This is a genomic window from Streptomyces virginiae, assembly GCF_041432505.1.
GTDB classification, from domain to species: Bacteria; Actinomycetota; Actinomycetes; order Streptomycetales; family Streptomycetaceae; genus Streptomyces; species Streptomyces virginiae_A.
This window is the reverse complement of sequence record NZ_CP107871.1, coordinates 8,620,277-8,642,773: the sequence shown is the minus strand read 5'-3', so window position 1 is coordinate 8,642,773 and position 22,497 is coordinate 8,620,277. Positions and strand designations below refer to the sequence as shown.

20 protein-coding genes are annotated in these 22,497 nt (G+C 72.7%); 9 read left to right on the top strand and 11 right to left on the bottom strand.

Annotated features, from left to right (window positions below):
- The first annotated feature begins 50 nt into the window (after window positions 1–50).
- The 4 genes from OG624_RS39845 (at window position 51) to OG624_RS39830 (ending at window position 5,626) form a co-directional block, all read left to right on the top strand.
- Window positions 51–482: a VOC family protein gene (locus OG624_RS39845; protein WP_161292092.1), complete on the top strand. Its 432-nt coding sequence runs from the start codon at window positions 51–53 to the stop codon at window positions 480–482.
- Between the two features lie 178 nt (window positions 483–660).
- The gene (locus tag OG624_RS39840; RefSeq protein WP_326750137.1) at window positions 661–2,049 is read left to right on the top strand and encodes an LCP family protein; all 1,389 of its coding nucleotides are present in this window, start codon (window positions 661–663) and stop codon (window positions 2,047–2,049) included.
- Window positions 2,050–2,101: 52 nt separating this feature from the next.
- Entirely contained in the window at window positions 2,102–4,189 is a 2,088-nt protein-coding gene (locus OG624_RS39835; protein ID WP_033216819.1) for a SpoIIE family protein phosphatase, read from the top strand.
- Window positions 4,190–4,306: 117 nt separating this feature from the next.
- On the top strand, window positions 4,307–5,626 hold the full coding sequence (locus OG624_RS39830; protein ID WP_371640919.1) for a cytochrome P450: 1,320 nt from the start codon (window positions 4,307–4,309) through the stop codon (window positions 5,624–5,626).
- Here OG624_RS39830 and OG624_RS39825 read toward each other — a convergent pair.
- Together OG624_RS39825 and OG624_RS39820 are read right to left on the bottom strand one after the other, a co-directional pair.
- Complete coding sequence (locus OG624_RS39825; protein WP_371640628.1) at window positions 5,616–6,008, bottom strand: MerR family transcriptional regulator; 393 nt, start codon at window positions 6,006–6,008, stop codon at window positions 5,616–5,618. The two genes, OG624_RS39830 and OG624_RS39825, sit on opposite strands and share 11 nt — an antisense overlap.
- 30 nt (window positions 6,009–6,038) lie before the next feature.
- Window positions 6,039–7,064, bottom strand: a complete 1,026-nt coding sequence (locus OG624_RS39820) for an MDR family NADP-dependent oxidoreductase (RefSeq protein WP_371640627.1) — start codon at window positions 7,062–7,064, stop codon at window positions 6,039–6,041.
- Between the two features lie 202 nt (window positions 7,065–7,266).
- On the opposite strand from OG624_RS39820, the gene OG624_RS39815 reads away from it, so the two are divergent.
- Complete coding sequence (locus tag OG624_RS39815; RefSeq protein ID WP_033216814.1) at window positions 7,267–8,025, top strand: GntR family transcriptional regulator; 759 nt, start codon at window positions 7,267–7,269, stop codon at window positions 8,023–8,025.
- Between the two features lie 79 nt (window positions 8,026–8,104).
- Window positions 8,105–9,403, top strand: coding sequence for an MFS transporter (locus OG624_RS39810; RefSeq protein ID WP_371640626.1), 1,299 nt, complete (start codon window positions 8,105–8,107; stop codon window positions 9,401–9,403).
- Here the strand turns inward: OG624_RS39810 and OG624_RS39805 are convergent.
- The 3 genes from OG624_RS39805 to OG624_RS39795 form a co-directional block, all read right to left on the bottom strand.
- A complete protein-coding gene (locus tag OG624_RS39805) occupies window positions 9,350–10,738 on the bottom strand; it encodes a pyridoxal phosphate-dependent decarboxylase family protein (RefSeq protein ID WP_371640625.1) in 1,389 nt (462 codons plus the stop codon). The genes OG624_RS39810 and OG624_RS39805 overlap by 54 nt on opposite strands.
- 67 nt (window positions 10,739–10,805) lie before the next feature.
- Window positions 10,806–11,156, bottom strand: coding sequence for a hypothetical protein (locus OG624_RS39800; RefSeq protein WP_033216810.1), 351 nt, complete (start codon window positions 11,154–11,156; stop codon window positions 10,806–10,808).
- 137 nt (window positions 11,157–11,293) lie between these two features.
- Entirely contained in the window at window positions 11,294–11,950 is a 657-nt protein-coding gene (locus OG624_RS39795; RefSeq protein WP_033216805.1) for a DUF4232 domain-containing protein, read from the bottom strand.
- Between the two features lie 179 nt (window positions 11,951–12,129).
- Here OG624_RS39795 and OG624_RS39790 point away from each other — a divergent pair, with 179 nt between their 5' ends.
- Window positions 12,130–12,984 (top strand): hypothetical protein, encoded by an 855-nt coding sequence (locus OG624_RS39790; RefSeq protein WP_033216803.1) that lies wholly within the window; start codon window positions 12,130–12,132, stop codon window positions 12,982–12,984.
- Window positions 12,985–13,041: 57 nt separating this feature from the next.
- Here OG624_RS39790 and OG624_RS39785 read toward each other — a convergent pair whose 3' ends face one another.
- From OG624_RS39785 to OG624_RS39775, 3 genes are all read right to left on the bottom strand, one after another.
- The gene (locus OG624_RS39785) at window positions 13,042–13,269 is read right to left on the bottom strand and encodes a hypothetical protein (protein ID WP_033216801.1); all 228 of its coding nucleotides are present in this window, start codon (window positions 13,267–13,269) and stop codon (window positions 13,042–13,044) included.
- 137 nt (window positions 13,270–13,406) lie between these two features.
- On the bottom strand, window positions 13,407–13,907 hold the full coding sequence (locus OG624_RS39780; RefSeq protein WP_033216799.1) for a hypothetical protein: 501 nt from the start codon (window positions 13,905–13,907) through the stop codon (window positions 13,407–13,409).
- 86 nt (window positions 13,908–13,993) lie between these two features.
- Window positions 13,994–14,995: an RNA ligase family protein gene (locus OG624_RS39775; protein WP_051762963.1), complete on the bottom strand. Its 1,002-nt coding sequence runs from the start codon at window positions 14,993–14,995 to the stop codon at window positions 13,994–13,996.
- Between the two features lie 67 nt (window positions 14,996–15,062).
- Between OG624_RS39775 and OG624_RS39770 the strand changes: the two genes are divergently transcribed.
- Both OG624_RS39770 and OG624_RS39765 read left to right on the top strand, forming a co-directional pair.
- A complete protein-coding gene (locus OG624_RS39770) occupies window positions 15,063–15,242 on the top strand; it encodes a hypothetical protein (RefSeq protein ID WP_371589664.1) in 180 nt (59 codons plus the stop codon).
- 56 nt (window positions 15,243–15,298) lie between these two features.
- Complete coding sequence (locus OG624_RS39765) at window positions 15,299–16,186, top strand: S41 family peptidase (protein WP_033216797.1); 888 nt, start codon at window positions 15,299–15,301, stop codon at window positions 16,184–16,186.
- 71 nt (window positions 16,187–16,257) lie between these two features.
- On the opposite strand, the gene OG624_RS39760 is transcribed toward OG624_RS39765, so the two are convergent.
- The 3 genes from OG624_RS39760 to OG624_RS39750 form a co-directional block, all read right to left on the bottom strand.
- A complete protein-coding gene (locus OG624_RS39760; RefSeq protein ID WP_326750126.1) occupies window positions 16,258–18,885 on the bottom strand; it encodes a SpoIIE family protein phosphatase in 2,628 nt (875 codons plus the stop codon).
- Between the two features lie 182 nt (window positions 18,886–19,067).
- The gene (locus OG624_RS39755; protein WP_371589663.1) at window positions 19,068–20,927 is read right to left on the bottom strand and encodes a VanW family protein; all 1,860 of its coding nucleotides are present in this window, start codon (window positions 20,925–20,927) and stop codon (window positions 19,068–19,070) included.
- A 122-nt stretch (window positions 20,928–21,049) separates the two neighbouring features.
- Window positions 21,050–22,489: a lipase/acyltransferase domain-containing protein gene (locus tag OG624_RS39750; RefSeq protein WP_371640624.1), complete on the bottom strand. Its 1,440-nt coding sequence runs from the start codon at window positions 22,487–22,489 to the stop codon at window positions 21,050–21,052.
- Window positions 22,490–22,497 lie beyond the last annotated feature (8 nt).

Below are 22,497 nucleotides of genomic sequence, written 5' to 3'. Positions count from 1 at the left end.
CGCGTGACCCGCTGTGCGCCCCCGCCGATGCCCGACCGAGGGAGACACCCATGAACTGGACGCTCGAAGTCGTCCCCGTCCCTGTCACCGACATGGATCGCGCGAAGAGTTTCTACGCCGACCAGGTCGGCTTCGGCGTCGACCTCGACGACGAGGTCTCCCCCGGCGTGCGCATCATCCAGATGACCCCGCCCGGTTCCCGGTGTTCCATCGCCATGCTCCAGGGCATGCCCGAGGTGCCCGGGGGCCGGGTCATGGCGCCCGGCACCCTGCACGGCCTTCAGCTGTGCGTCACGGACATCGAGGCGGCCCGGGAGGAGCTGGTGGCCCGGGGCGTGGACGTGTCGCCCGTGCAGAACCTGGGCGCGTCGGGCTGGCAGGAGGGCAAGGGCGGTACCTGGAACTCCTTCATGACCTTCGTCGACCCGGACGGCAACAGCTGGGTCGTCCAGGAGGCTCCCTCGGAGCTGTCCGAGCGCTGACCCGGTCGGCGCCGCGCGCGCCCGGGTACGTCGGGGCGGCGGGCAGATGTACCAAGCCCGCCCCCCTGCGGGGTGGAATCCCGGCGCGTACAGCCCGGGCGCTCGCACACAAGGCCAGTACATTCCCCATTTAATCCGGTTAATCCGAATCCGGTTCGTTCTACTTTGGGGATGTGCCTTGCGTCGTACCGCTGTCGCCCTGACCCTGCTGACGGCCCTCTCCTGCGGTTCCTTCGTGGGATCGCAGGCCGTCTCGGCCGCGAGTGCGTCCACCGGTGGTGGCAGCGGCGGTGGCGCCGGCCGGGGCACCAACATCCTGGTCGTCGGCATCGACAGCCGCGCCGGGCTCTCCGCGGCCGAGAAGCGGCGGCTCCACGTGGGCGGCAAGGGGTGCAACTGCACCGACGTGATGATGCTCGTCCACCTCTCCCAGAACCGGCGGCGCGCGAGCATCGTCTCCATCCCCCGCGATTCCTACGTCGAGTACGCGAGCACGACCGCCACCGCCACCGCCCCCGCCCGCAGCGGCAAGATCAACGGTGCCTACGCGGTCGGTGGTGGCCCCCTGACCGTGGCTACCGTGGAGAAGGCCACCGGACTCCACATCGACCACTACCTCGAAACCGGTTTCACGGGCTTCGAGCAGACCGTGAACAACCTCGGCGGCGCCACCGTGTGCACCGACAAGCCGCTCAAGGACGAGAACTCCGGGCTCGACATCGGCGCCGGCCGGCACCTCTCCGACGGCGACCGCGCACTGCGCTACGTCCGGGCCCGGCACGTCAACCTCCGGCCCGGCGACCTCGGCCGGGTCCGCCGCCAGCAGCGCGTGGTCAACGACCTGCTGGCCCGGCTCACCGCGGAGGGTGCCCTCCGCGGCCCCATCAGTACGGCGCGGACCGTACGCACCCTGCTGAAGACCGTGCGCACCGACGAGCGCACCGGCCTGGACGACCTGGTCCGCATCGGCTGGGCCCTCGGTCACCTCCGCGCGGACCGGACGGAGTTCGCGACCGTGCCCATCCGGCTCTTCGACCACCGCGTCCCGGGCGTGGGCTCCACCCTGGTCTGGGACGAGGCCCGCTCCGCCGCCCTGTGGGAGGCGCTCGGCGCGGACCGCCCGATCACGGGCGACACCCGGATCCAGCCCGTCGCGGAGAATCCGGCCCCGACCGACCCGGCCCGGTTCGCCGTCCGCGTGGACGACGCCGATGTCGCCGCCGCCCTGCGCGGAGGCGGGTTCGTCGTCACCGACACCTCGGCGACCGCGCCGGCCCAGCGCCCGGCGGGCCCGCCGGTCATCCGCCACGCCACCGGCCAGGAGGACAACGCGGCGACCGTCGCGGCCGCGCTGCCCGGCGCCCGCGTGCAGGCCGACCCGACGCTCGACGCGGTCGTCGAGGTCACCGTCGGCGCACGGCCCGTCCAGGTCGAGGCCGTCACCTTCGACCGCAACGTGGCCGACGGCGCGCCCGTGACCGCCGACCGCCTCCGCTGCGCCGAAGCCCCGGCCGCGGCCGGCGCCGCACGGCCGGGGAGCGCCGTGGAGCCATCCGGGCGACGATGAGAGATGGGGACCACGCACAGTCACGAGGCCGTTCCCGAGGAGCGGGTGCACGATGCATGAGGAGATGCCGCTCGACGATCTGATCAGCAGCGCCGCCCAGGACGCCGGAGGCTGGCTGGGCGCCCTGCCGGTCGCCCTCGTGGCCACCAGCAACGACGGGATGATCGTGCGCTGGAACCACGGCGCCCAGCAGCTCCTCGGCTACGCCCCGCCCGAGGTGCTGGGGCGGCACATCTCCGACCTCCTCCATCCGGGAGCCGACCGCAGCCTGGGCCGGTCCTTGTGGGAGACGGCCGCCACCGGGCGCGGGGTCATGGGTACGGTCACCGCCTGGCACAGCAAGGGTCACCCCCTGGAGCTGGAGATCTGGGCCTGCCCGGTCCCGGACCGCCGCCACGGCGCCTCGGCCGTGCTGGTCTTCGCCGCGGACGCGCACGCGGCCCGCCGTATCCGCGGGTCCTCGGCCGTCTGGGACGGGCTGTTCGCCCGCTCGCCGGTCGGCATCGGGGTCCTCGACACGCAGCTGCGCTTCCTCCAGGTCAATCCGGCCCTCGAAGCGATGAACGGGCTCGCGGAGTCCGCCCATGTCGGGCGGCGGCTGGCCGAGTTGCTGCCCGAGGTGAACGCCGACCAGATGGAGGAGGCGATGCGCCAGGTCCTGGACACGGGTGAGCCGGTCCTCGACCGGCGTCGCACCGGCCGGACCCCGGCCGACCCGGACCACGACCATGTGTGGTCGTGCTCGTACGTACGCGTCGAGGATCCGGGCGGCCGGCCGATCGGCGTGATCGCCTCGCTCCTCGACATCACCGCGCAGCAGCGGGACCACACCGAGGCCGAGGCGGGCCGGCGCCGTCTCGCCCTGCTCAGCGAGGCGAGCTCCCGGATCGGCGCCAGCCTCGACCTGGAGCGCACGGCGCAGGAGCTCGCCGACCTCGCCGTCCCGCACCTGGCGAGCGCCGTCACGGTCGACGTCCTGGACTCCCTGGCCCGCGGCATCGAGCCGGGCACGGGGCTGGCCGGCGGGGTGGCCCTGCGGCGTCTGGGCAAGGCGCCGCTGACCGGATCCACCGTCACACAGGCCTTGGCACCCTTGGGCCGGACCCTCATCTTCCCCTCGACCGCCCCCTACACCCAGGCCCTGGCGGCCCGTCAGTCGTTCCTGATCGCCCACCTCGACGAACGGACCGTGGCCCCCGCGGCCCGGCACTCCCCCAAACCGGCCCAACTCCTGGAGCTGGGCGTGCACTCGTTCATGATGACCCCGCTCATCGCCCGCGACATGGTCCTCGGCGTCGCCACCTTCTACCGCACCGGACGCACCGGCCCCTTCGGGTCGGACGACGTCACCCTCGCCACCGAACTGGCGGCCCGCGCCGCCATCAGCATCGACAACGCGCGGCTCTACCACCACGAGCACGAGACCGCGGTCGTCCTGCAGCGCAGCATGCTCCCGCAGCACGTCACCCCGCCGCCGGGGATCGAGATCGCCCACCGCTACCTGCCGGCCAGCGACGTGAACGAGGTCGGCGGTGACTGGTACGACGTCCTGCCCCTCAGCGGTGGCCGGGCCGCGCTCCTCATCGGCGACGTCATGGGCCACGGCATCGCGGCCGCCGCCGTGATGGGACGGCTCTCCGCGACCGTCCGCGCGCTCGGCCGCCTCGACATGCCTCCCACCGCCCTGCTGCACCAGCTCGAAGCCGCCCTCGCCGACCTGTCCGACCCGATGCTCGCGACGTTCCTCTACGTGGTCTGCGATCCCGCCACCGGCCACTGCTCGGTCACGCGCGCCGGGCATCCGCCCCCGGCCGTGGTCCAGCCCGACGGCACCGTGTACCTCGTCAAGACCCCACCGGGCGTCCCGCTCGGCGTCGGCGGCATCTCCTTCACCACCACCGACATCGACGTGCCGCCCGGCAGCACCCTCGTCCTGTACACCGACGGGCTCATCGAGGCGCGCAGGCGCGACATCGACGAACGGCTGGCCGAGCTCACCGGCCTGCTCGCCGCGCCCCAGCAGTCGCTCGACCATCTCTGCGACTCCCTCATCGCGCATCTGGTGCCCGCCTCCGCCGACGACGACATCGCCCTTCTCGCGGCCCGTATCGGCGCCTCCGACCACCCACCACCCATGTGATTCGGGCCATCGACCTTCCGGCACTGTCACCGCGCACGTCCGTCCCCGTACAGTCCGTGATGTCGAAGCGACCCTCGGGCACCGTCCCGGCAGCCGGACAGGAGAAGAGCCGTGGCCATCGACGCCAGGAGCGAGCCACCCACCTCGCGGCGGTCCGGGACGGGTCGGCCGCTCCCCGAGGCCGATGCCGACTGTGTGGAGCGGTGGCGCGCCCACCAAGGCGAACTGGTCGACCTGTTGACGCGGGTACGGGAGCGGCTCGGCGGGGTCGCCGCGTTCCGCATCGGGCCGCGGCCCACCGTGCTGGTCACCGCGCCCGACGCTGTGCAGCACGTCCTCGCCCTGCACCCCGACCGGTACGTCAAGCGCTCCCACCGCGCCCGTCTGCTCATCGGTGACGGGGTGCTCGCCGCGACCGGCGAGGCCTGGAAGACCCAACGGAAGCTGCTGCAGTCGCAGTTCACCGGACGAGGGATGCGCCGCTACGAGGAGCGGATCGTCGGGGCGGCCCGGACCACGGCCGCACGCTGGGCCGACCACGCGCGCACCGGGCGGACCTTCGACCTGGGTGAGGAGATGCGCCGCTTCGCCCTCGACACCATCTGGCGGGCGCTCACCGGGCACCCGCTCGACGACACCACGGCGCACGAACTGACCTCCGTGGCCACCGTGGTGGCCGCGCTGCCGAGTCTGCCCGCCGACCAGGTGGACGCCCGGGACGCCGTCGCCGACGACTTGGCCCGGATCGACGAGGTCGCCCGACGGGCGGTGGCCGCGGCCCGGGACGGCTCCCCCGGCCCCGACGGGCCGGGGCTGCTCCAGGTACTGGTCGACGCCTCGGCCGAGCGCCCCGAGTACACCGACCGGCTGGTGCGGGACGAGCTCGTCACCCTGCTGGTCGCCGGCCACGAGACCACCGCGACCACCCTGACCTGGCTTTATCTGCTCCTCGACCGTCACCCGGCGGCCCGTGAGGAGGCGCTCGCGGCCGGTCGCGAGGGCTCACCGGAGCGACGCGAAGCCATCCAGGCGCTGGTCGGCGAGACGCTCCGGCTCTACCCGTCCGCGTGGATCCTGCCCCGGCACGCCCCCGAGGCCGAGGTCCTGGCGGGCTACCGCGTCGAGGCGGGCACGGATCTGCTGGTCTGCCCCTACCTCACCCATCGGGATCCCGAACTGTGGCCGGATCCCGAGCACTTCGACCCTCGGCGCTTCACCGTTGCAGGCGGCCGTCCCACCCGGCCCGGCGCCTACCTGCCGTTCGGCATCGGCCCCCGCGCCTGCCTCGGCCAGCAGTTCGCCCTGCGGGAGTCGGTCGCCCTCCTCGAACTCCTGCTGCCCGCGCATGTCCCGTACTTCCGGGCCGTGCCCACCCGGGCGGCGTACAGCATCACCGTGCGCCCCGACGGCCCGACGCCGGTCACCCTCACCCGCTGAGGGGTGGGCACCGCTCGTCCCCGGCGGCTCGCCGTGCGAGGTTCGCGCGCAGTGCCGCCAGCCGGGCGATCTCCGCGTCGAGGGCGGCGAGCCGGTCGCCGACGATCCCGGGTACGGGCGCGCCGGGAGCGCCCCCGCCGCATAGGGGCGGGGGGTCCTGTTCGAGCAGGTGCAGGCGGTCGGCGCAGCCGCGCAGGTCCTCGATCGTGAGCCCGAGGGCCAGCAGGTCGCGGATGACGCGGACGCGTGCGATCTCCCCCGCCCCGTACTCGCGTTGACCCGACGCGGTGCGGACGGGCGGCGGCAGGAGTCCGCGTTCCTCGTAGAACCGCAGCGCCCTCGGTGTGGTTCCGGCGGCCACCGCCGCGTCGCCGATCCGCATCCTGTCCCCCGTCCGCGCCGGCCTGTCCGGCTACAGTTCCACGACCACGGCCCCGAAGTGCCTGCCTTCGATCATCTCCCGCAACGCCCGCGGTGCGTGGTCGAGGCCGGCGATCCGGGTGTGCGGGTAGCTGATCTGCCCGGCGCGCAGCCAGTCCCCGAAGCGGGCGGTCCACTCCGCCGCCACGTCGGGGTGGTCCGCGCCGCTGTAGCCGCGCACCGAAACGCCCTTGAGCAGCAGGCGGAAGGCGTCGATGGTCACCGGGGCGCTGCCGCCGGACCGCCCCGGCGCCATCTGTCCCGACAGGGCTCCGACCAGGGCGAAGCGCGCGCCCTGGCGGGCCGCGCCGAGCGCCGCGGCCAGTTGCTCGCCGGCGACGGTGTCCACGAGGACGTCGATGCCCTCGGGCGCGGCGTGTGCGAGCTCGTCCGCGAAGGAACCGGATCCGCGCAGTACGACGGCGTCGTAGCCGAGTTCGGAGAGCAGTCGTTCTGCCTTCTCCGGCGAACCGGTGCTGCCGATCACCCGGCCGGCGCCCAGGAGACGTGCGATCTGCCCGGCCAGGGAACCCACGGCTCCGGCCGCTCCGGTGACGAGGACGGTGTCGCCCGCGCGGACTTCGGCAAGGCGGGTCAGGGCTCCGTAGGCGGCCGATCCCGGGGAGAGGTGCGCGACCGGATCCGGCAGGGTGCCGTCCAGGGCCGTGCAGTCGGCCGCGGCCACCAGGGCGTACTCCCGCCAGCCGAGCATGTGGAGGACGCAGTCGCCGGGGCGCAGCGCGCTGTCGGCCGGGGCGGCCAGCACCTCGCCCACGGCGGGGCCGAACAGGGTGTCCCCGGGGTGCAACGCCGGAAGGGGTAGATCCTCCGCGTCGGCGCCGATGAGGGTGCGCAGCCCTGGGAAGACCAGGAAGTGGCGGTTCCGGACGAGGAGTTGCCCGGGACCGGGCTCGGGCAGCCGGGTGGTGACGACCGTGAGGTGTTCCGGGGCGGGCAGTCCCTCGGGGACCGCGGCGAGGCGGACTTCGCGGGTGGTGCGGGGCAGGGCCGTGGTCATGTGCGGGCTCCGGTGGGCCGGGGGGCCGCGGTGCGAGGGCGTCCGCGGCGCGGGTGCGGTGACGCTAACCCCTGACGCGCACGTCAGGGTCAAGCCGTGGCCCGGCCCCGGCTACTCCAGCAGCTTTCGCCGGGTGCAGTAGCGTGCCGGCACCCCCTCAACACCTCGGCCTGCGCCGAGCAGATCGATCGGAGGATCACCCGTGCCCCGTGAGGCGCCGTACCTCGAAGTGGCCGCCGCGCTGCGTGGCCGGATCCTCGCCGGAGAGTGGGAGGTCGGCGAGCGCCTGCCGTCCCGGGTACGGCTCGCCGAGGCGTACGGGGTCGGCCGCAACGTCGTGCAGCGGGCCATGGACCGTTTGATCATCGACGGTCTCCTCGAGGGGCGCGCCGGATCGGGTACCTACGTCCGGGTGCCGCGCGAGCGTCTGCGGTTGGTCCGCTCACGGCATCGCGAGCGCCGGGAGGGGCCCTCCCTCCGTTCCGCCACGCGGGAGCGGGGCCGGGCCGATGCCTGGGACGCGGAGAGCCGGGTGCGGGTCCCCGCCCCCGAGGCCGTCGCTCGCCGGCTGGACATCAGCCCCGGAGACCCTTGCGTCCACACGCACTACGAGTTCCTCGCCGACGGGCAGCCCGTCCAACTCTCCGCGTCCTGGGAGCCGATGGCGATCACGGACGGAACGCCCGTCGTACTGCCCGAGACGGGGCCCCTGGCGGGCCAGGGGGTGGTCGAGCGCATGCGCTCCATCGGTGTGGTCGTCTCGACCGTGGTCGAGGTGCCGCGCCCGGCCCGGGCCACGCCGGTGCAGGCGAACCTGCTGGGGATCGGTGTGGGGGACCTCGTGCTGACCATCGAGCGCACCATCTACGACACGCGGGGACGCCCGGTGGAAACGGCCGACATGGTGATCCCCGACGCGCGCCGCGAGGTGGTCTACGCGTTCGGGGTCGACCACCCGTAGCCGCCCGATCCGTGGCCGCCCTGTCCGTGGCCGCCCGACCGTCGCGGCGCCCTCGCGATGCCGACCGTAGGACACTGCCATGCCCCGACCTTCCCTGCCCGGCCTGCTCCGTGATCCGGACTTCGGGCGCCTGTTCGCCGCCACCGCGCTCGGCCAACTCGGCGATCGCATCACGTTCCTGGCGCTGCCTCTGGTCGCCGTCACGGCACTGCGTGCCGATGCGTTCCAGGTCGGCCTGCTGGCGGCGACGACCTCGGTCGGCTCGCTCCTCGTCGGGCTGCCGGCGGGGGCGTGGGTGGATCGTGTGCGCAAGCGTTCGGTGATGATCGCCGCGGATCTCCTCCGGGCGGCGGCTCTCGCGACGGTACCGGTGCTCTGGTGGGCCGACCGCCTCACCGTCCTCGGGCTCTACGCGATCGCCCTGATCCATGGGGTGCTGACCGTCTTCTTCGACGTGGCGTACGTGGGCTTTCTCCCGCACCTGGTGGGACGCGGCCGTCTGGTGGAAGGCAACGCGAAGCTGTCGGCGGTCCGCTCGGCGACGAGCATCGGAGGGCCGGCGCTGGCAGGACCCCTCGTCGGTCTGGTGGGAGCGCCCGTGACGCTGCTCGCGAGTGCGGCCGGACTGGCCGTGTCGGGGTTGGTCGCGCTCAGCATCCGCACGCGCGAACGGAAACCGGAGTCCGGTGATCGCCCTCGACCGGGTCGGGAGATCGCGGAAGGTCTGACGTTCACCCTGGGGCACCCCGCCCTGCGTGCCATCGCGCTCGGGGACGCCCTCTTCAACCTCTCGCTGGCCCTGTACCTGAGCATGTTGCCGGTATTTCTGGAGAGAGAGGTGGGACTGCGGCCCTTCGGGATCGGTCTGATCCTGTCGGGGATGGGTGGTGGGGCCTTGGTGGGCGCGCTGCTGGCGAGGACGCTCTCGGAGCGGGTCGGGCTCGGTCCGGTCATCTGGCTCGCGTCGCTGGTCACCTGCCCGTCGACCGTCCTGATGCCGATGGCGCGACCGGGCTGGAGCGTGTACGTGGCCGCGCTCGGGCTCGCGGCGCTCTCCCTGGGCGGAGTCGTCCGTTTCGTCGCGCAGTCGAGCGTGCAGCAGGCCGTGACACCGGATCGGCTGCTGGGCCGGATGAGCGCGACGAGTCGGTTCGTGTCCTGGGGCGGAATTCCGATCGGCGGGCTCCTGGGCGGAGCCTCGGGCTCGGTGTACGGACCGGCGGGAGCCTTGTGGATCGGGGCGGTCGGCATGACGCTGAGCGTGCTGCCGACCTTCCTGTCGCCGCTGCGCGCCCTGCGCACACCGCCCCCGTGGCCGCTACCCTCACGGGCGGATCGTGCTCGAACAGGCGCGGCGGATCGCGGCCAGGGTGTGTGACACGTCCTCGTCGGTCGTGGACCAGTTGCTCACCGAGATGCGCATGACGCGGCGGCCGTGCCAGGTGGATCCACTGATCCAGGCCGCCCCCTCGTCGAGGAGGCGATCCAGCACCCGGTCGGTGCGTTCGTCGTCGCCGAACTCGGCGCAGACCTGGGTGAAGACCACGTCGTTCAGGACGGTCGCGCCGTCGATGGCGTCGATGCCGGTGGCGAAGGCCTGGGCGTGTCGGCACAACCGGTCGACGAGGTCGGCCACGCCCGCGCGGCCGAGGGAGCGCAGGGCGGCCCAGGCGGTGAAGGCGCGCCCGCGGCGGGAGAGTTCGGGGACCTTGTCGATGGGGTCGCCGTGTTCGTGCTGGATCAGGTAGTCGCCTTGCAGGCCCATGGCCGACCGGAGTGCGGCGGGGTCGGCGACGAGAGCGAGGCCGCAGTCGTAGGGGACGTTCAGGGTCTTGTGGGCGTCCGTGGCCCAGGAGTCGGCCCGGGCGCAGCCGTCGGTGAGGTGGGCGTAGGTCGGGGAGGCGGCCGCCCACAGGCCGAAGGCACCGTCCACGTGCACCCACGCGTCGGCCTCGCGGGCGGCACGGATCGCCTCGGGAAAGGGGTCGAAGGCCCCGGAGTGGATGTCGCCGGCCTGCAGGATCACGAGCGTCGAGCCGGCACCGGATCCGGGGCCGGGGGCCGCGAGGGTGCGGCGCAGGGCCTCGGCGTCGACGCGTCCTTGCGCGTCCGCCTCGACGAGTTCGGGCCGGCCGAGCCCGAGGTAGCGCAGGGCCAGGTCGATGGCCATGTGGCGGTCCTGGCCGGCGATGACGCGCACGGGCGGACCGCCGACGAGTCCGTCGTGGGCCACGCTCCATCCGGCGCGCCGCAGCACCGTGTCGCGTCCGGCGGCGAGGCAGGTGAAGTTCGCCATGGTGGCGCCGGTGGTGAAGCCGACGGCACTGTCGGGCGGGAGGCCCAGCAGGTCCAGCAGCCAGGCACCGGCTATCTCCTCCACCGCCGAGTACGCGGGCGTGACCGCGCGCATCACACAGTTCTGGTCCCAGGCACTGACGAGCCAGTCCGCCGCGAGGGCGGCCGGCTCGGTGCCGCCGACCACGAACCCGTAGAAGCGACCGCTGGGAAAGGCGGTGAGACCCGGCTCGCAGGCCGTGGCCAGCAGGTCGACGACGTCGGCGGGCGTGCTCGGCGCGTCGGGCAGCTCGGCTCCGAGCGCGCGCACGATCTCGTCGACCGAGGCGCGGGCGGGAACCGGGCGGTCGGACAGACTGGCCAGCCAGCGGACGGCATGGCCGTGCGCCTGTCGGAGCGCCGCCTCGCGCGCGTCCATACCTCGGACTATGGGACAGACCCCGGCCACCCGCAAGCGGTGGGCCGGCGGGCGGCGGGGCGCCGTGTCAGTGGATGACGCTGAAGCTGCGCCAGGGCAGACTCACCGGTGCCGTGACGTTGGACAGGGTGGTGGCCACGTAGATCCCGTCGGCCTTGTCGGTCTTCCGGCAGTCCTCGGTCCGGTACAGGACGACGTCGACGAGGGTGTTGTTCTCGACGTGCGTGGCACCCTTCGGGATGCCGATCTTGTGGCAGCCGACGACCAGCGTGTTGGAGTAGCTCAGCTCGACCGGCGAGTCGTGCCCGCGGAAGGTCAGCATGCCGACGGTGCTGCGGCCCAGGCCCGAGCAGGCGCCGGTCGTCAGCAGCAGTGCTGCGACGCCCACGATGGTGCTGATACGTCGGCTGTGGGACATGGGCTCGGTCCTCGTCTGTGCGGTGGTGACGGTCCTTGTCCACAGCCTGACCCGGTGGGGCGCGGCCGTCCTCCGTTGCTCGGCCGACCGGATGAACGCGCACGCGCCGGGACCGTCACCCCACGCCCTGGCACCCCCTAGAGGCTCAGGGCGTCCTCCGCGTTGTTCATCCAGGCGGTCACGGAGTTCTTGGTGGGCGAGACGTAGAAGCCGGGCGTGGACGCCTTCAGCGGTGTCTGCGCCAGGTCGGACTCGGTGTTCATGGTCAGCGCGATCGAGTTGACGGTCTTGCCCTTGCCGTCGTTGGCGCCACCCATGAGTCCGGCGTAGGCCGACTGGCCCGGCTCCAGCCGCAGCGCGTCCTCGATGCCGGGGGCCGCGCCCCGCTCCGTGGCCTGGCCGTCCAGATCGCCGAAGGTGACGATCGGATGTCCGAGCGCCCGGCACGCCTTGGTGCCCTTGTTGGTGATCTTCAGCAGGTAGCTGCTGGTCGTGGGCTCGGCCAGGCTCGCGGTGAACGTCACGTCGAACGTGCTGCAGGGGAAGACGTCGTGGTCGGGGTCGGCCCCGCCCGACTTCGGCGGCTTCGTGGGGGTCTCGGTCTTCTTCGGCGCACCGGACTTCGACGGAGTCGCGCTCGGGGCGGCGGTGGCGCTCCCGCTCGGGCTCACGGTCGGGCTCGCGCTCGGTGTCCCGGGCCCGCCCGCCGCGCCGTCCTCGGTGGGTCCACAGGCCGTCAGGGCGAGTGCGGATACGGCGGCGAGAGCGATGGCTGCCTTGCGTACGGTGCTCATGATGGTGGTCCCCCCTGGGGAAAGCGCGTGGAACGCGCCGGGCTGAGCCGGGCTGGCTGAGCACCAGCGTCCCGTAGAAGCTTCACAGCTTGGTGACGGTGTGTCGTCGGATCGACCACGGTTACGAACGCGGCCTGATCGGCGAGGGACGGCCGAGGCAGGCCCTAGCATCTGGGTCCATGGGGATATCGGAGGAGAACGGCCGAGCGGGCGCGTGGCGTGTCACGGTGCGGGCGCACGGGCGCAAGGCCGGTCTGCCACCCGAGAGTGCGGCCCGTCCCGCAGGCCGGCCGCTCGCCCGGCGGCAGGATCTGCGCGTCCACGGCACCCCCGGGAAGATCAGCTGCGTGGACGACTCCGGCCGTACGCGCTGGACCGCGCTCTGTTCCGGGGTTCCCAACGCCGCCCACATCTCCGGTGGACGGGTCCTCGTCACGACGGACTCGCTCGCGTACACGCCCTGGGGAAACCTCGGCCCGGCCCTGCTCCTCGACCTGGCGGACGGCAGCCGGATCGCCGAACTGCGCGGCGCGCGCGGTGCGGCGTTGGGTGGCGGCCGGTTCGTCCTCGGTCTGGAGGGCTACGACGTCTTCGACACCTGGGCCTACGACCGCGACGGCACCCTGTACGACTCGTGGCGCAGCTACGGCCACTACGTGGTCGGGACCGGCGTCCGCGTCGTGGAGACCGACCGGAACATCCCCACCGGCAGCCGGGTGGTTCGACTGCTGCCCGGTGGCACCGTCGAACGCGGACCGGCTCTCACCGACCCGCAGGCCCCGGAGCCGCTCGTCCTCGCGGACGGCACCATCCTGGTGCTCGACGCCGGGGTGCTGCGCGCCGTCGGGCGCCGGCTGGAGGACGAGGTCCTCGCCGAGCTGGCGCCCATCGACCCCGAGGATGCCTGGCGTCACCACGGCGCGCTCCACCGCTCCGGTGACGAGATCACGGTGACCATCACCGAACGACACCCCGACCGGCCCGGCGAACACACCCACCGGACCTGGACGGTGACCCTCCGGCCGGGCGGATGAGCTCGCGCGGGTCGGGTGCCGGCGGGTCCGGCGGCCCTTGGGCCGGCCGGGAGGCCGTCAGTTCGCCACGACGGTCAGGACGGCCGAGACGACGGTGACCGCGGACGCGGCCACCATCCAGTTCCGTGCCGGCCCCGACAGGACCGCGATCCTGTCGGCGTCGGCGTCGTCCTCCTCGGATTCCTCTTCCGGCTCCCGCCGGCGCGGACACGACCCGCAGGCCGGATCGTGGACCAGTGTGTCGAGCCAGACGACACCGTCGAGCGGCGCCCGAGCGAACAGCATCCCGTCAGATTCCATAACCGGACAACGCCATGATCCGCATCAGGCCACTGCCGGAGACCGGACCGAGGCCCAACCGTTGCCGACCAGCCGATCGGACAATGCGGTGAGCGCACCGGAGGGCCCGGTGCGCGCCCGGATCACCGGCCGCGGCGGTTGTCGTAGATGGTGAGGCACAGTTCCTTCATCGCGGTCTCCGCCCGCTTGGGGTCCGCGCCGTGGTCGATGGCTTCGAGGGCGGCTGCCGCCGAGCTCTGGACCGGGTACGGCAGGCCCTCGTAGGCGGAGATGCGGTAGGCCATGGTGCGGCGGGCCTTGCGCTCGGCCTCGGTCACCCCGTCGGGGGTGAGCGGGAAGACGGCCGCCTGGTAGGTCGCGATGCAGACGAGCGCGGCGTCGGCGAGGCCTTCGGCGTAGCCGTCGGCCGGGGCGTTCTCGCTGTCGGGCTGGAACAGGGCGAGGACCTGCCGGCGGGAGAAGTACGATCCGAGCCCTGCGCCGAGGCCTGCCACGGCCGCGAAGACCACGGCCATCAGCCGGCCGGACAGGAGCAGGCCGAGGCAGGCTCCGGCGACCGTGCCGCAGGTCACCAGGACGAAGGTGATCATCAGGTGGATGCGCGAGCCGAGCGGGGACTTCATGGCAGCAGTATGCACAAGGGCGTCGGCGTGGAAGGAACCGGAAGGAAACCGGAAGGCACCCGGCGGGCCGCCCCGCGCCCGGTGGGTCAGGCGCGGCGGTCGGCGGCGTCGAAGCGGGCCAGGGTCAGGGCTCCGGTGTGCAGGCACTCCTCCAATGCGCGGAACGTCGCCCGGTCCAGGCCGCCCAATGCCTGCGCCACCTCCTCGGTGGCGTCGCGGGCGATCTCGCCGGCCAGCTCGCCCGGCGGGGTACGGGGTCCCAGCTTGCTCACGGCCGATGCGGCCCGGGCCGGGGTGAGCAGGCCGGTGCCGTGGGCGAGCAGCCAGCCGGGGACTCCCGCGGCGCCTTCGGCCGGCGCCTGGTAGGGGCGCGAGCCGTCGAACCGCTCGTCCTCGGCGAAGGCGGGCTGCTTGAACTTGGCCATGGGTCGCCCTGGTTCGCGGGATCCGTCGGCGGGTTTGACGACGAGTCCCTCGGCGAGGTTGTCGGGCAGCGCGGGCAGGCCCAGCAGTCCGGGCAGCCGGGTGGGAAAGACCGTCGGCAGCTCCTGGAGGCGGGCGAGCGGGCCTTCGGCGAGCAGCGGGACGCAGAGCAGCCCGGCCTCGGCGGCCGCCGCGCGCAGCGTCCGGTCCCCGACCCAGCGCGGGCCGTCGTCGTGGGTGACGGTGGCGTCGAAGGGGAGCCAGAGGAGTTCGGGCGCGTACCAGACGCCGGTCTGTACGGGATCGACTCCGGGCGTGGCGGGTACGTCGGGGTGGGGGTAGCGGCCGCCGGCGAGTTCGCCGTAGACGGTGACGACCGCGGAGGCCGGCGCTCCGGTGTCCTCGCGCAGGCTCTGCGCGCAGCGGGTCGCGGCCACCGCCAGTGCGGGCCAGATCCTGCCGACGCCGAAGAAGTCGTCCAGCCCGCCGTCCGCGAGCAGTTCGCGGCGCTTGGCGGGGTGCGCGCCCGACGCGTCGCACACGACGGCGAAGTTGGCGCCGTGGATCTTCTCGTGGGCGACCCAGTTCCGCCCGCGCGCCTCGCCCAGGCGGGTGTTCGAGGGGATCTTCGGGTACGGGGTCCAGGGGCGGGGTTCGGGGTGCACCCGACGATCGTAGCGAGCGCGTCCGCGAAGATCCCGGGTTTGTTTCCCGCCGGCGAGACACCCCTGGGTGGCGTACGCCCGCCGGCCCGACGAGGAGTCACGGGAACGCTGTGCGGCGCCCGACCCGGTGGGGGTCGCGATGATGGTGGAGGCGATCGCGGAGCGGCTGCCGAAGATCAGGATGGAGATCGTGGACGACATGCCGGCAGAACCGGACCAGGTCCCGGGCACGATGCCCGGACCATGAGCGGGCCCGGCGTGAATCCTTTGATCACCGGGGAGTCGGCACCTAGCATCCGCACCATGCCTACCAATGAAGAGATCATCGAACGCGCCTTGCACCGGATCGACGCGGGCTACGTCTTCCCGGACAAGGCGCAGGTCATCGCGGCCGGGATCCGGAGCCGGCTCGCGGCCGGTGCGTACGAGGGCCTCGACGGGCCGGCGCTCTGCGAGGCGGTGACGGCTCACCTTCAGGAGGTGTGTCCGGACAAGCACCTGCGTCTGCTGTGGACGGACGAGCCGCAGTCGCTGGACCCGGTGGACGAGGACGGCGGGCAGGCCGCCTTCTCGGCGCTGCTCCGGACCGAGAACCAGGGGATCCGGCGCGTCGAGCGGCTGGAGGGGAACATCGGGTACATAGAGATCCGGCTGATCGCGGGCGCCATCGAGGGCGCGAGCGCGATCGGCGCGGCGATGCAGCTGGTCGCGCACAGCTCCGCCCTCGTGCTGGACCTGCGGGGCTGCCGCGGCGGGCATCCGGAAGGGGCCGCGATGTGGTGCAGCTACTTCTTCCCCGACGACCAGGTGCACCTGAACGACATCTACGACCGGGCCTCGGACAGCACCCGGCAGTACTGGACGATCGCGCACCTGCCCGCTCCCCGCTATCTGGACCGGCCGGTCCACATCCTCACCAGCGGGGACACCTTCTCCGGGGGCGAGGACGTGGCGTACACCCTGCAGGCGCAGGGGCGGGCCGTGGTGGTGGGTGAGACGACGCGCGGCGGCGCCCATCCGACGGCCCGGCACGCGGTCGACGAGCACATGCTCGTGACGGTGCCGACGGCTCGGACGATCAACACCGTCACGGGCGGCAACTGGGAGGGCGTGGGAGTCGTTCCCGACATCGCCGTACCGGCGCAGCAGGCGCTGGAGACCGCGCTCAAGGCCGTCCAGCCGGGCGTCTGACCCCCGCGCCTCCTCGGACGAGGTGCGGGTTCGGACGGGCGCGGACGGGCGCGGAAAGGTTCGGACGGGGTTCAGATGGGGTCCACGTCCAGGAAGGCCGCGAGGGCGGCCTCCGTGGCGCCGGCGGCGCCGGGCAGGGGCAGTTCCGCCCAGATGACCTTGCCCTCGGGCGTGTAACGGGTGCCCCAGTGCTCGCTGAGCTGCGCGACCAGGAACAGGCCGCGTCCGCCCTCGTCCGTGGTGGCGGCGTAGCGCAGGTGGGGGGCGGTGCTGCTGCCGTCCCACACCTCGCAGGTCAGGTTGTGGTCGTGGAGCAGGCGCACCCGTACGGGGCCGCTGCCGTGCCGCAGGGCGTTGGTGATCAGTTCGCTGAGGATCAGTTCCGCGGCGAAGCCGAGGTCGGTCAGGCCCCACTCGTCGAGTTTCTTGGCCGCGGCGTTGCGCGTGGCTCCGACGGCGCTCGGCTGGAACGGCACGTCCCACTGGGCCACCCGGTCCGGGCCGAGCGTTCGGGTCCGTGCGATGAGCAGGGCCACGTCGTCGGTGGGCCGGGGCGGCAGCAGCATGTCGAGCACGGCCCGGCAGCTCTCGTGCGGGTCCCGGTCGGGGTGGCTGAGCGCCACCCGCAGCAGTTCCAGCCCTTCGCCGATGTCCCGGGTCCGCTCCTCGATCAGTCCGTCCGTGTAGAGCACGAGCTGGCTGCCTTCCGCGAGGTCCAGCTCCGCGGTCTCGAAGGGCATGCCGCCCAGCCCCAGCGGGGGTCCGGCCGGCAGTTCCACGATCTCCGTCGTGCCGTCGGGGGCGACCACCAGGGGTGGCAGGTGGCCGGCGCGTGCCATGGTGCAGCGCTGGGACACCGGGTCGTAGACGGCGTACAGGCAGGTGGCGCCCAGCACGCCGCCGTTCGCGTCGTCGCCCTCCCCGTCGTGGTCGATGCGTTGTACGAGGTCGTCCAGACGGGCCAGGATCTCGTCGGGCGGCAGGTCGAGGGAGGAGAAGTTGTGCACGGCCGTACGCAGGCGCCCCATGGTGGCGGCGGCGTGCAGGCCGTGGCCGACGACGTCGCCGACGACCAGCGCGACGCGGCAGCCCGCCAGCGGGATCACGTCGAACCAGTCCCCGCCGACCCCGGACTGCGCGGGCAGGTAGAAGTGCGCCACGTCCATGGCGCTCTGCTCGGGCAGGGCGCGCGGCAGCAGGCTGCGCTGGAGGGTCACGGCGAGGGCGTGTTCCCGGGTGTAGCGGCGGGCGTTGTCCATGCTGACCGCCGCACGGGCGACGAGTTCCTCGGCCAGGGACAGCTCGTCCTCGTCGAAGGGTTCCTGTTTCTGCGAGCGCCAGAAGTTGACCACGCCGAGGACGACGCCCCGGGCCATGAGCGGGGCCGCGATCAGCGAGTGGATGCCGTAGTCCACGATGGCCTGCGCGCGCGGCGGGTCCTGGGCCTGCCAGCCCGGCGCGTCGGCCAGGTGGGGCACCAGCTCGGCCCGGCCGGTGCCGTAGCCGCGCGCCTGAGGGGTGGACGGCAGGAAGTCGATCAGTCGGCCGACGGGGTAGAGGGGATGGTCGGAGCGGATGCCGCTGACCGCGGTGCGCCGCATGTCGGAGCCCGCGCGGGGCTCCTCGCCGTCGATGACCTGGTCCGCCAGGTCGACGGTGACGAAGTCCGCGAAACGGGGGACGGCCACGGCGGCGAGTTCCTCGGCGGTCCGCACCACGTCGAGGCTGGTACCGATGTCGCCGCCCGCGTCGTAGAGCAGCTTGAGGCGCCTGCGGGCCGTTTCCGCCCGGGTGGTCAGGACCTGCATCTCGGTGGAGTCGCGGATGGTGATGGCGGCGCCTTCCGGCCGGCCGCGGGGGTGGGTGGGCCGCTGGTTGACGACGAGCAGCCGGTCGCCGCTCTCCAGGACCTCGTCGGTGGCCTCGCGGCCGGAGAGCAGCAGGTCCGCCATCCGGCGGTCCAGGCCCGGTACGTCGGCGATCTCGCGTCCGTCGGCGTCCTCGGGCAGCCCGAGCAGGCGCTTGGCCTCGTCGTTGGCCAGCAGGAGCCGGCCTTCGCCGTCGGTGATCAGCACCCCTTCGCGGACGGCGTGGAGCACCGCGTCGTGGTGCTCGTACATGCGGGTCATCTCCTGGGTGCCGAGCCCGTGGGTCTGGCGGCGCAGGCGTCTGCTGATGAGCGCCGTACCCACGGTGGCGAGGGCCAGGCCGGTGGCGATGGCCAGGAGGATGACGGGGAGCTGGCGGTCGACGACGCCGGTGACGTTCTTGACGGTGAGGCCCGCCGAGACCAGGGCGACGACCTTGCCGTCGGACGCGGTGACGGGCACCACCGCCTGGATCTCCTTGCCGAGCGGCCCGTCGACGCTCTCGGTGTGGACCTGGCCGTTGAGCGAGGGCTCGATGGTGCCGACGAAGCGTTTCCCGATGCGGTCCGGCTGGGGGTGGCTGTACCGGATGCCGTTGGTGTCCATCACCACGATGAAGTCCACGCCGGCGGCCTTGCGCGTGGTCTCGGCGAGGGGTTGGAGCGTCGCGGACGGGTCGGACGTCTTCAGGGTGTCCTGGAGGCCCAGGGAGTGGGCGAAGGTCTGGGCGACGGACACCGAGCGGTTGCGTGCCTCGCGTTCGGTGTCGTGCCGCGACTGGAGGACCAGGGCCAGCAGGGCCCCGGCCGCGAGCAACACCACGATCGCCACCTGGAGGATGAATACCTGTCCGGCGACGCTCTTCTTCCGGCTGCCTAGAGGTGACCGCACCGACGTGCCCGGCACGGGTGGCGAGGAATGGTCACGAACCCAGTTGTAGCACTTCCGGGCGCCGGCGGCCCCCGGCATGCACGGTATGCGCCCGGAATGTCACGCCTGGTCCCCCGATGGTGTCACTCGGCGCGACCCTGGGCCGCGGTCCGGACACCGTCGGCGGCCGCGCCGGACGGGGTCTGCGAGGGCTGCGGGGTGGCGCCAGGGGTGGCTCCCGGAGAGGCCTGCTGCGCGCCTTCCGGGGTGCCTTCGGGGGCGCCTTCCGGGGTGCAGGTGACCTCGTCGCGCGGCGTGTAGTGGGTCTTGAAGTCCTCGCGCTTGACTTCCTTGCCGCCCTGTACGAAGGTCCGGCCGACCGTGACGTCGAAGCCCTCCAGCGGGGTCTGGACCTCGCAGGTCTCACCACTGCCGGTCCGCTTCGCGGGCGGCGTGATGTTGGTGCGCGGCCCCTTGGTCGCCCGTATCTCGTCGTACTTCTTCGTCCCGAGGAGGGAGATCGTCAGCGAGGTGTCGGTGGACGTGGCCCGGATGTAGAGCGGGTGGCCGGTGTCGTTGAGCCAGCGCAGGTCGAGGGTGCCCCAGGCGACGGTGGCCTCGCGGCCCTCGGGGTAACGCTCGATGTAGAAGGAGTGCGCGCCGTGCTCGACGGGCTTGACGCCCGCGAAGAACGCGGCGTTGTACATGGTGGTGGCGACCGCCGAGACACCGCCGCCGGGCGATTTCACGTACTGGCCGTCGTTGATCATGATGCCGTCGACGAAGCCGTTCTCGGGGGTGCGCTCGCCGACCGTGCGGTTGAAGCTCCACTCCTGGCCCGGCATGACGACGGAGCCGTTGATGAGCTCGACGGCGCGGCCGATGTTGGTGGTGCGGTACGGGGCGGCCGGGAATTCCACGGTGAAGGAGGAGACCTTCTCCTTGATGCCGAGCCGCCGCGCCTCGTCGGCGGTGAGGTCCGGCTGCACCGCGACGGTGGCGACCTCGCCGCTACGGGCGGCGCCCGAGCGGGTCAGCAGCGGCAGCACGGCCCGGCCGAGCGCCTCCTGGGTGACCTGGCGTCCCGCACGGCCCTGGTCGGCGATCACCACGCGGCCGTCCGCGGTGAGGCCGGGAGCGGCGTTCCGGGGCGGGTGGGTGACCGCGTCGATGGTGGGTGCCACGGCGGGGTCCGCGAGCAGCCCCTTGGCGTCCAGGTCGGGCACGAGGCGGCCCTGTCCGTCGGCCCGCATCTTCAGGTGCTCGCCGAGGACGGCGGGGGGTATGGACATCCGCTCGCCGGCGACGGTGAGCGTGACGGGCGCGGACATCGCGGGCTCGGCGAACTGCCGCATGGCCCGTCCGGTCTCCTCGGCGCCGACGCGCGGCTGCGTGCGCGTGACCGGCAGGACGACGGGGCCCTTGTCCGGGCTCAGGTAGGTGTCGCGGAGGGCGCCGACGGCCTGGTCCTGGACGAGGGAGACGCCGGGGAGCGGGGCGACGGACTTCGCCGTGCCGTGCTCGAACGCGATCACGCCGTCGCGGACCCGCTGCTCGGTGGTCCTGCCGAGGCGGTCCACGGCGGCGCGGGCGGTCTGCTCGTTCATGGTGATCACAGGCGCCACGTCGTGGGTGCCCGAGGCGAAGAGGCTGCCGACCACGGCGACCGGATTCGATCCGGCCCGTACGGCGCGGTCGACGGTGGCCTCGGTGTCGAGGGAGAGCCCCAGAGCGGCGGGATCGGCCTTCTCCACCCGGTCGCCGATCTTCATCGTGATCGGGGCCGCGGCGGCGGGTCCGAGCTCCCGGGTGAGTGTCCGGCGCGCCTCTGCCCGGCTCATGCCGCCGAGGTCCACCCCGAGGACCCGTGTGCCCTGGTCGATGTCGCCTCCGACCGCGAGGGCGGTTCCGTAGAGGCCGCCCAGCCCGAGTACGACGGCTCCCGCCACCGTCACCGGCAGAGCGATCCGTCGGTTGACAGTCCAGCTGCGCACGCGTCCCATATCTCTCCCGTGGCGCCTACCGGTTCCTCAGGTGGCGCGGGCCGCAAGGCAGCCATATACGACAATTACGGGAAATAATGATCCCTGCTGGATGAGCCATTTGGGGACGAATGTAATCGTTGTCACGATTCTGCCGTGCCGTCGATGCCGTCGGTGCCGTCCGGGCCGGCGACGACGAAGACGTCGGACAGCGGTGCCGTATCGGCTCCCGCGCTGATCAGCAGGTCGTACGTGCCTGCGGGCAGCACGCCGATCTCCACCTGTCGCCGCCTCCGCGCGACCGTGAGGTCACGGGCGACCACCGGCCGGCCGGTGGTCCGGGAGGTCACCGAGAGTCGCGCCGGCACCTCGGGCAGTTCCTCCTCGCTGAGCGCGCTGACGGCGCCGACCTCGCAGACGACGGGTTCGTCGGCGAGGTAGAGATCGTCACCGAGGTAGCTGAACCACGAGGTCACCGCGGCGCGCAGATCGTCGATGCGTACGTCGTGCAGGGACCGGAGGATGCCGCCGAGGTGGTCGAGCATCGCGTCCTGGTTCTGCAGGCTCCCGTGCTTCTGCGGGACGAAGGTGCGGGCGTCCTCGGTGCCGGAGAGGGCGGCGGAGAGCTTGGGCACGGTGCCGTCGCCCCCCTCGTCCGCGTCCCCGCGGAGCATCAGGGTCTCGACCTTGTGATCGGTGAGCCTGGCCGACTGCCTGGTGGGCTGGTCCATGCCGACGATGGGGTGGTAGACCACCTGGTTGGACTCCCAGGCGGATTCCTGCCGGTTGACGGTGGCCGCCTTCTCCATCTCGCAGAAGAAGTCGGTGAGGTGGTCGCTCCACAGCGGTTGCCAGCCGGGCAGCCCGGCCTTGGCCGGGGTGGCCGCCTCGCCCTCCGGCCCGAACACGCACTTGTAGACGGGTACGAGCTGGTGCAGGCCGGTGAAGGAGCGCAGCAGGCGCGTGAGGTCCTTCTCGAAGGGGCCGAGCCGCTTGTGGAAGCCGTTGCAGAGGAACTCGACGGCGTTGAGCGAGCCGTAGTAGGGGGTCCCGAAGGTCACGATGGCCCGGGTGTCCTTCCAGCCGCCCAGCACCTCGACGAAGTAGCGGGAGACGAGCCCGCCCATCGAGTGCCCGATCAGGACGAGCTGGGCCGCCGAGTTGCCGCTCGTCGCGCGCCAGTCCCGCAGCCAGGTGGCGCTCTGCTCGGCGAGCCTGCGGGCGGCGACCCGGTTGTCGCGACGCCAGTCGTACGGGAACGGGAAGTAGTTCCGGCCCTTCTGCAGGTCGAACCGGGCCAGCAGGAACTTCTCGATCGCCGTGTAACCGTCGATCTTCCACAGACCGGGCAGGGTGTGCAGATCGGGCACGAGGCGATCGGCGGCGACGCCGTCGCCGAGATCGTCCACGAGCCAGTCGTCCTCACCGAGTTCGAGGGACTCCAGCGAGCCACCCAGGCTCGACAGCGCGCCGAGGACCGCCGAGGCGGAGGGCGCCCACACGTCCTTGCCGTTCCTGGTCAGCACGCTCCCGCCGATTCCGGGAAGCAGTACGACGACATCGGCCATCGGGATCCTGGCCATGAGCGAAC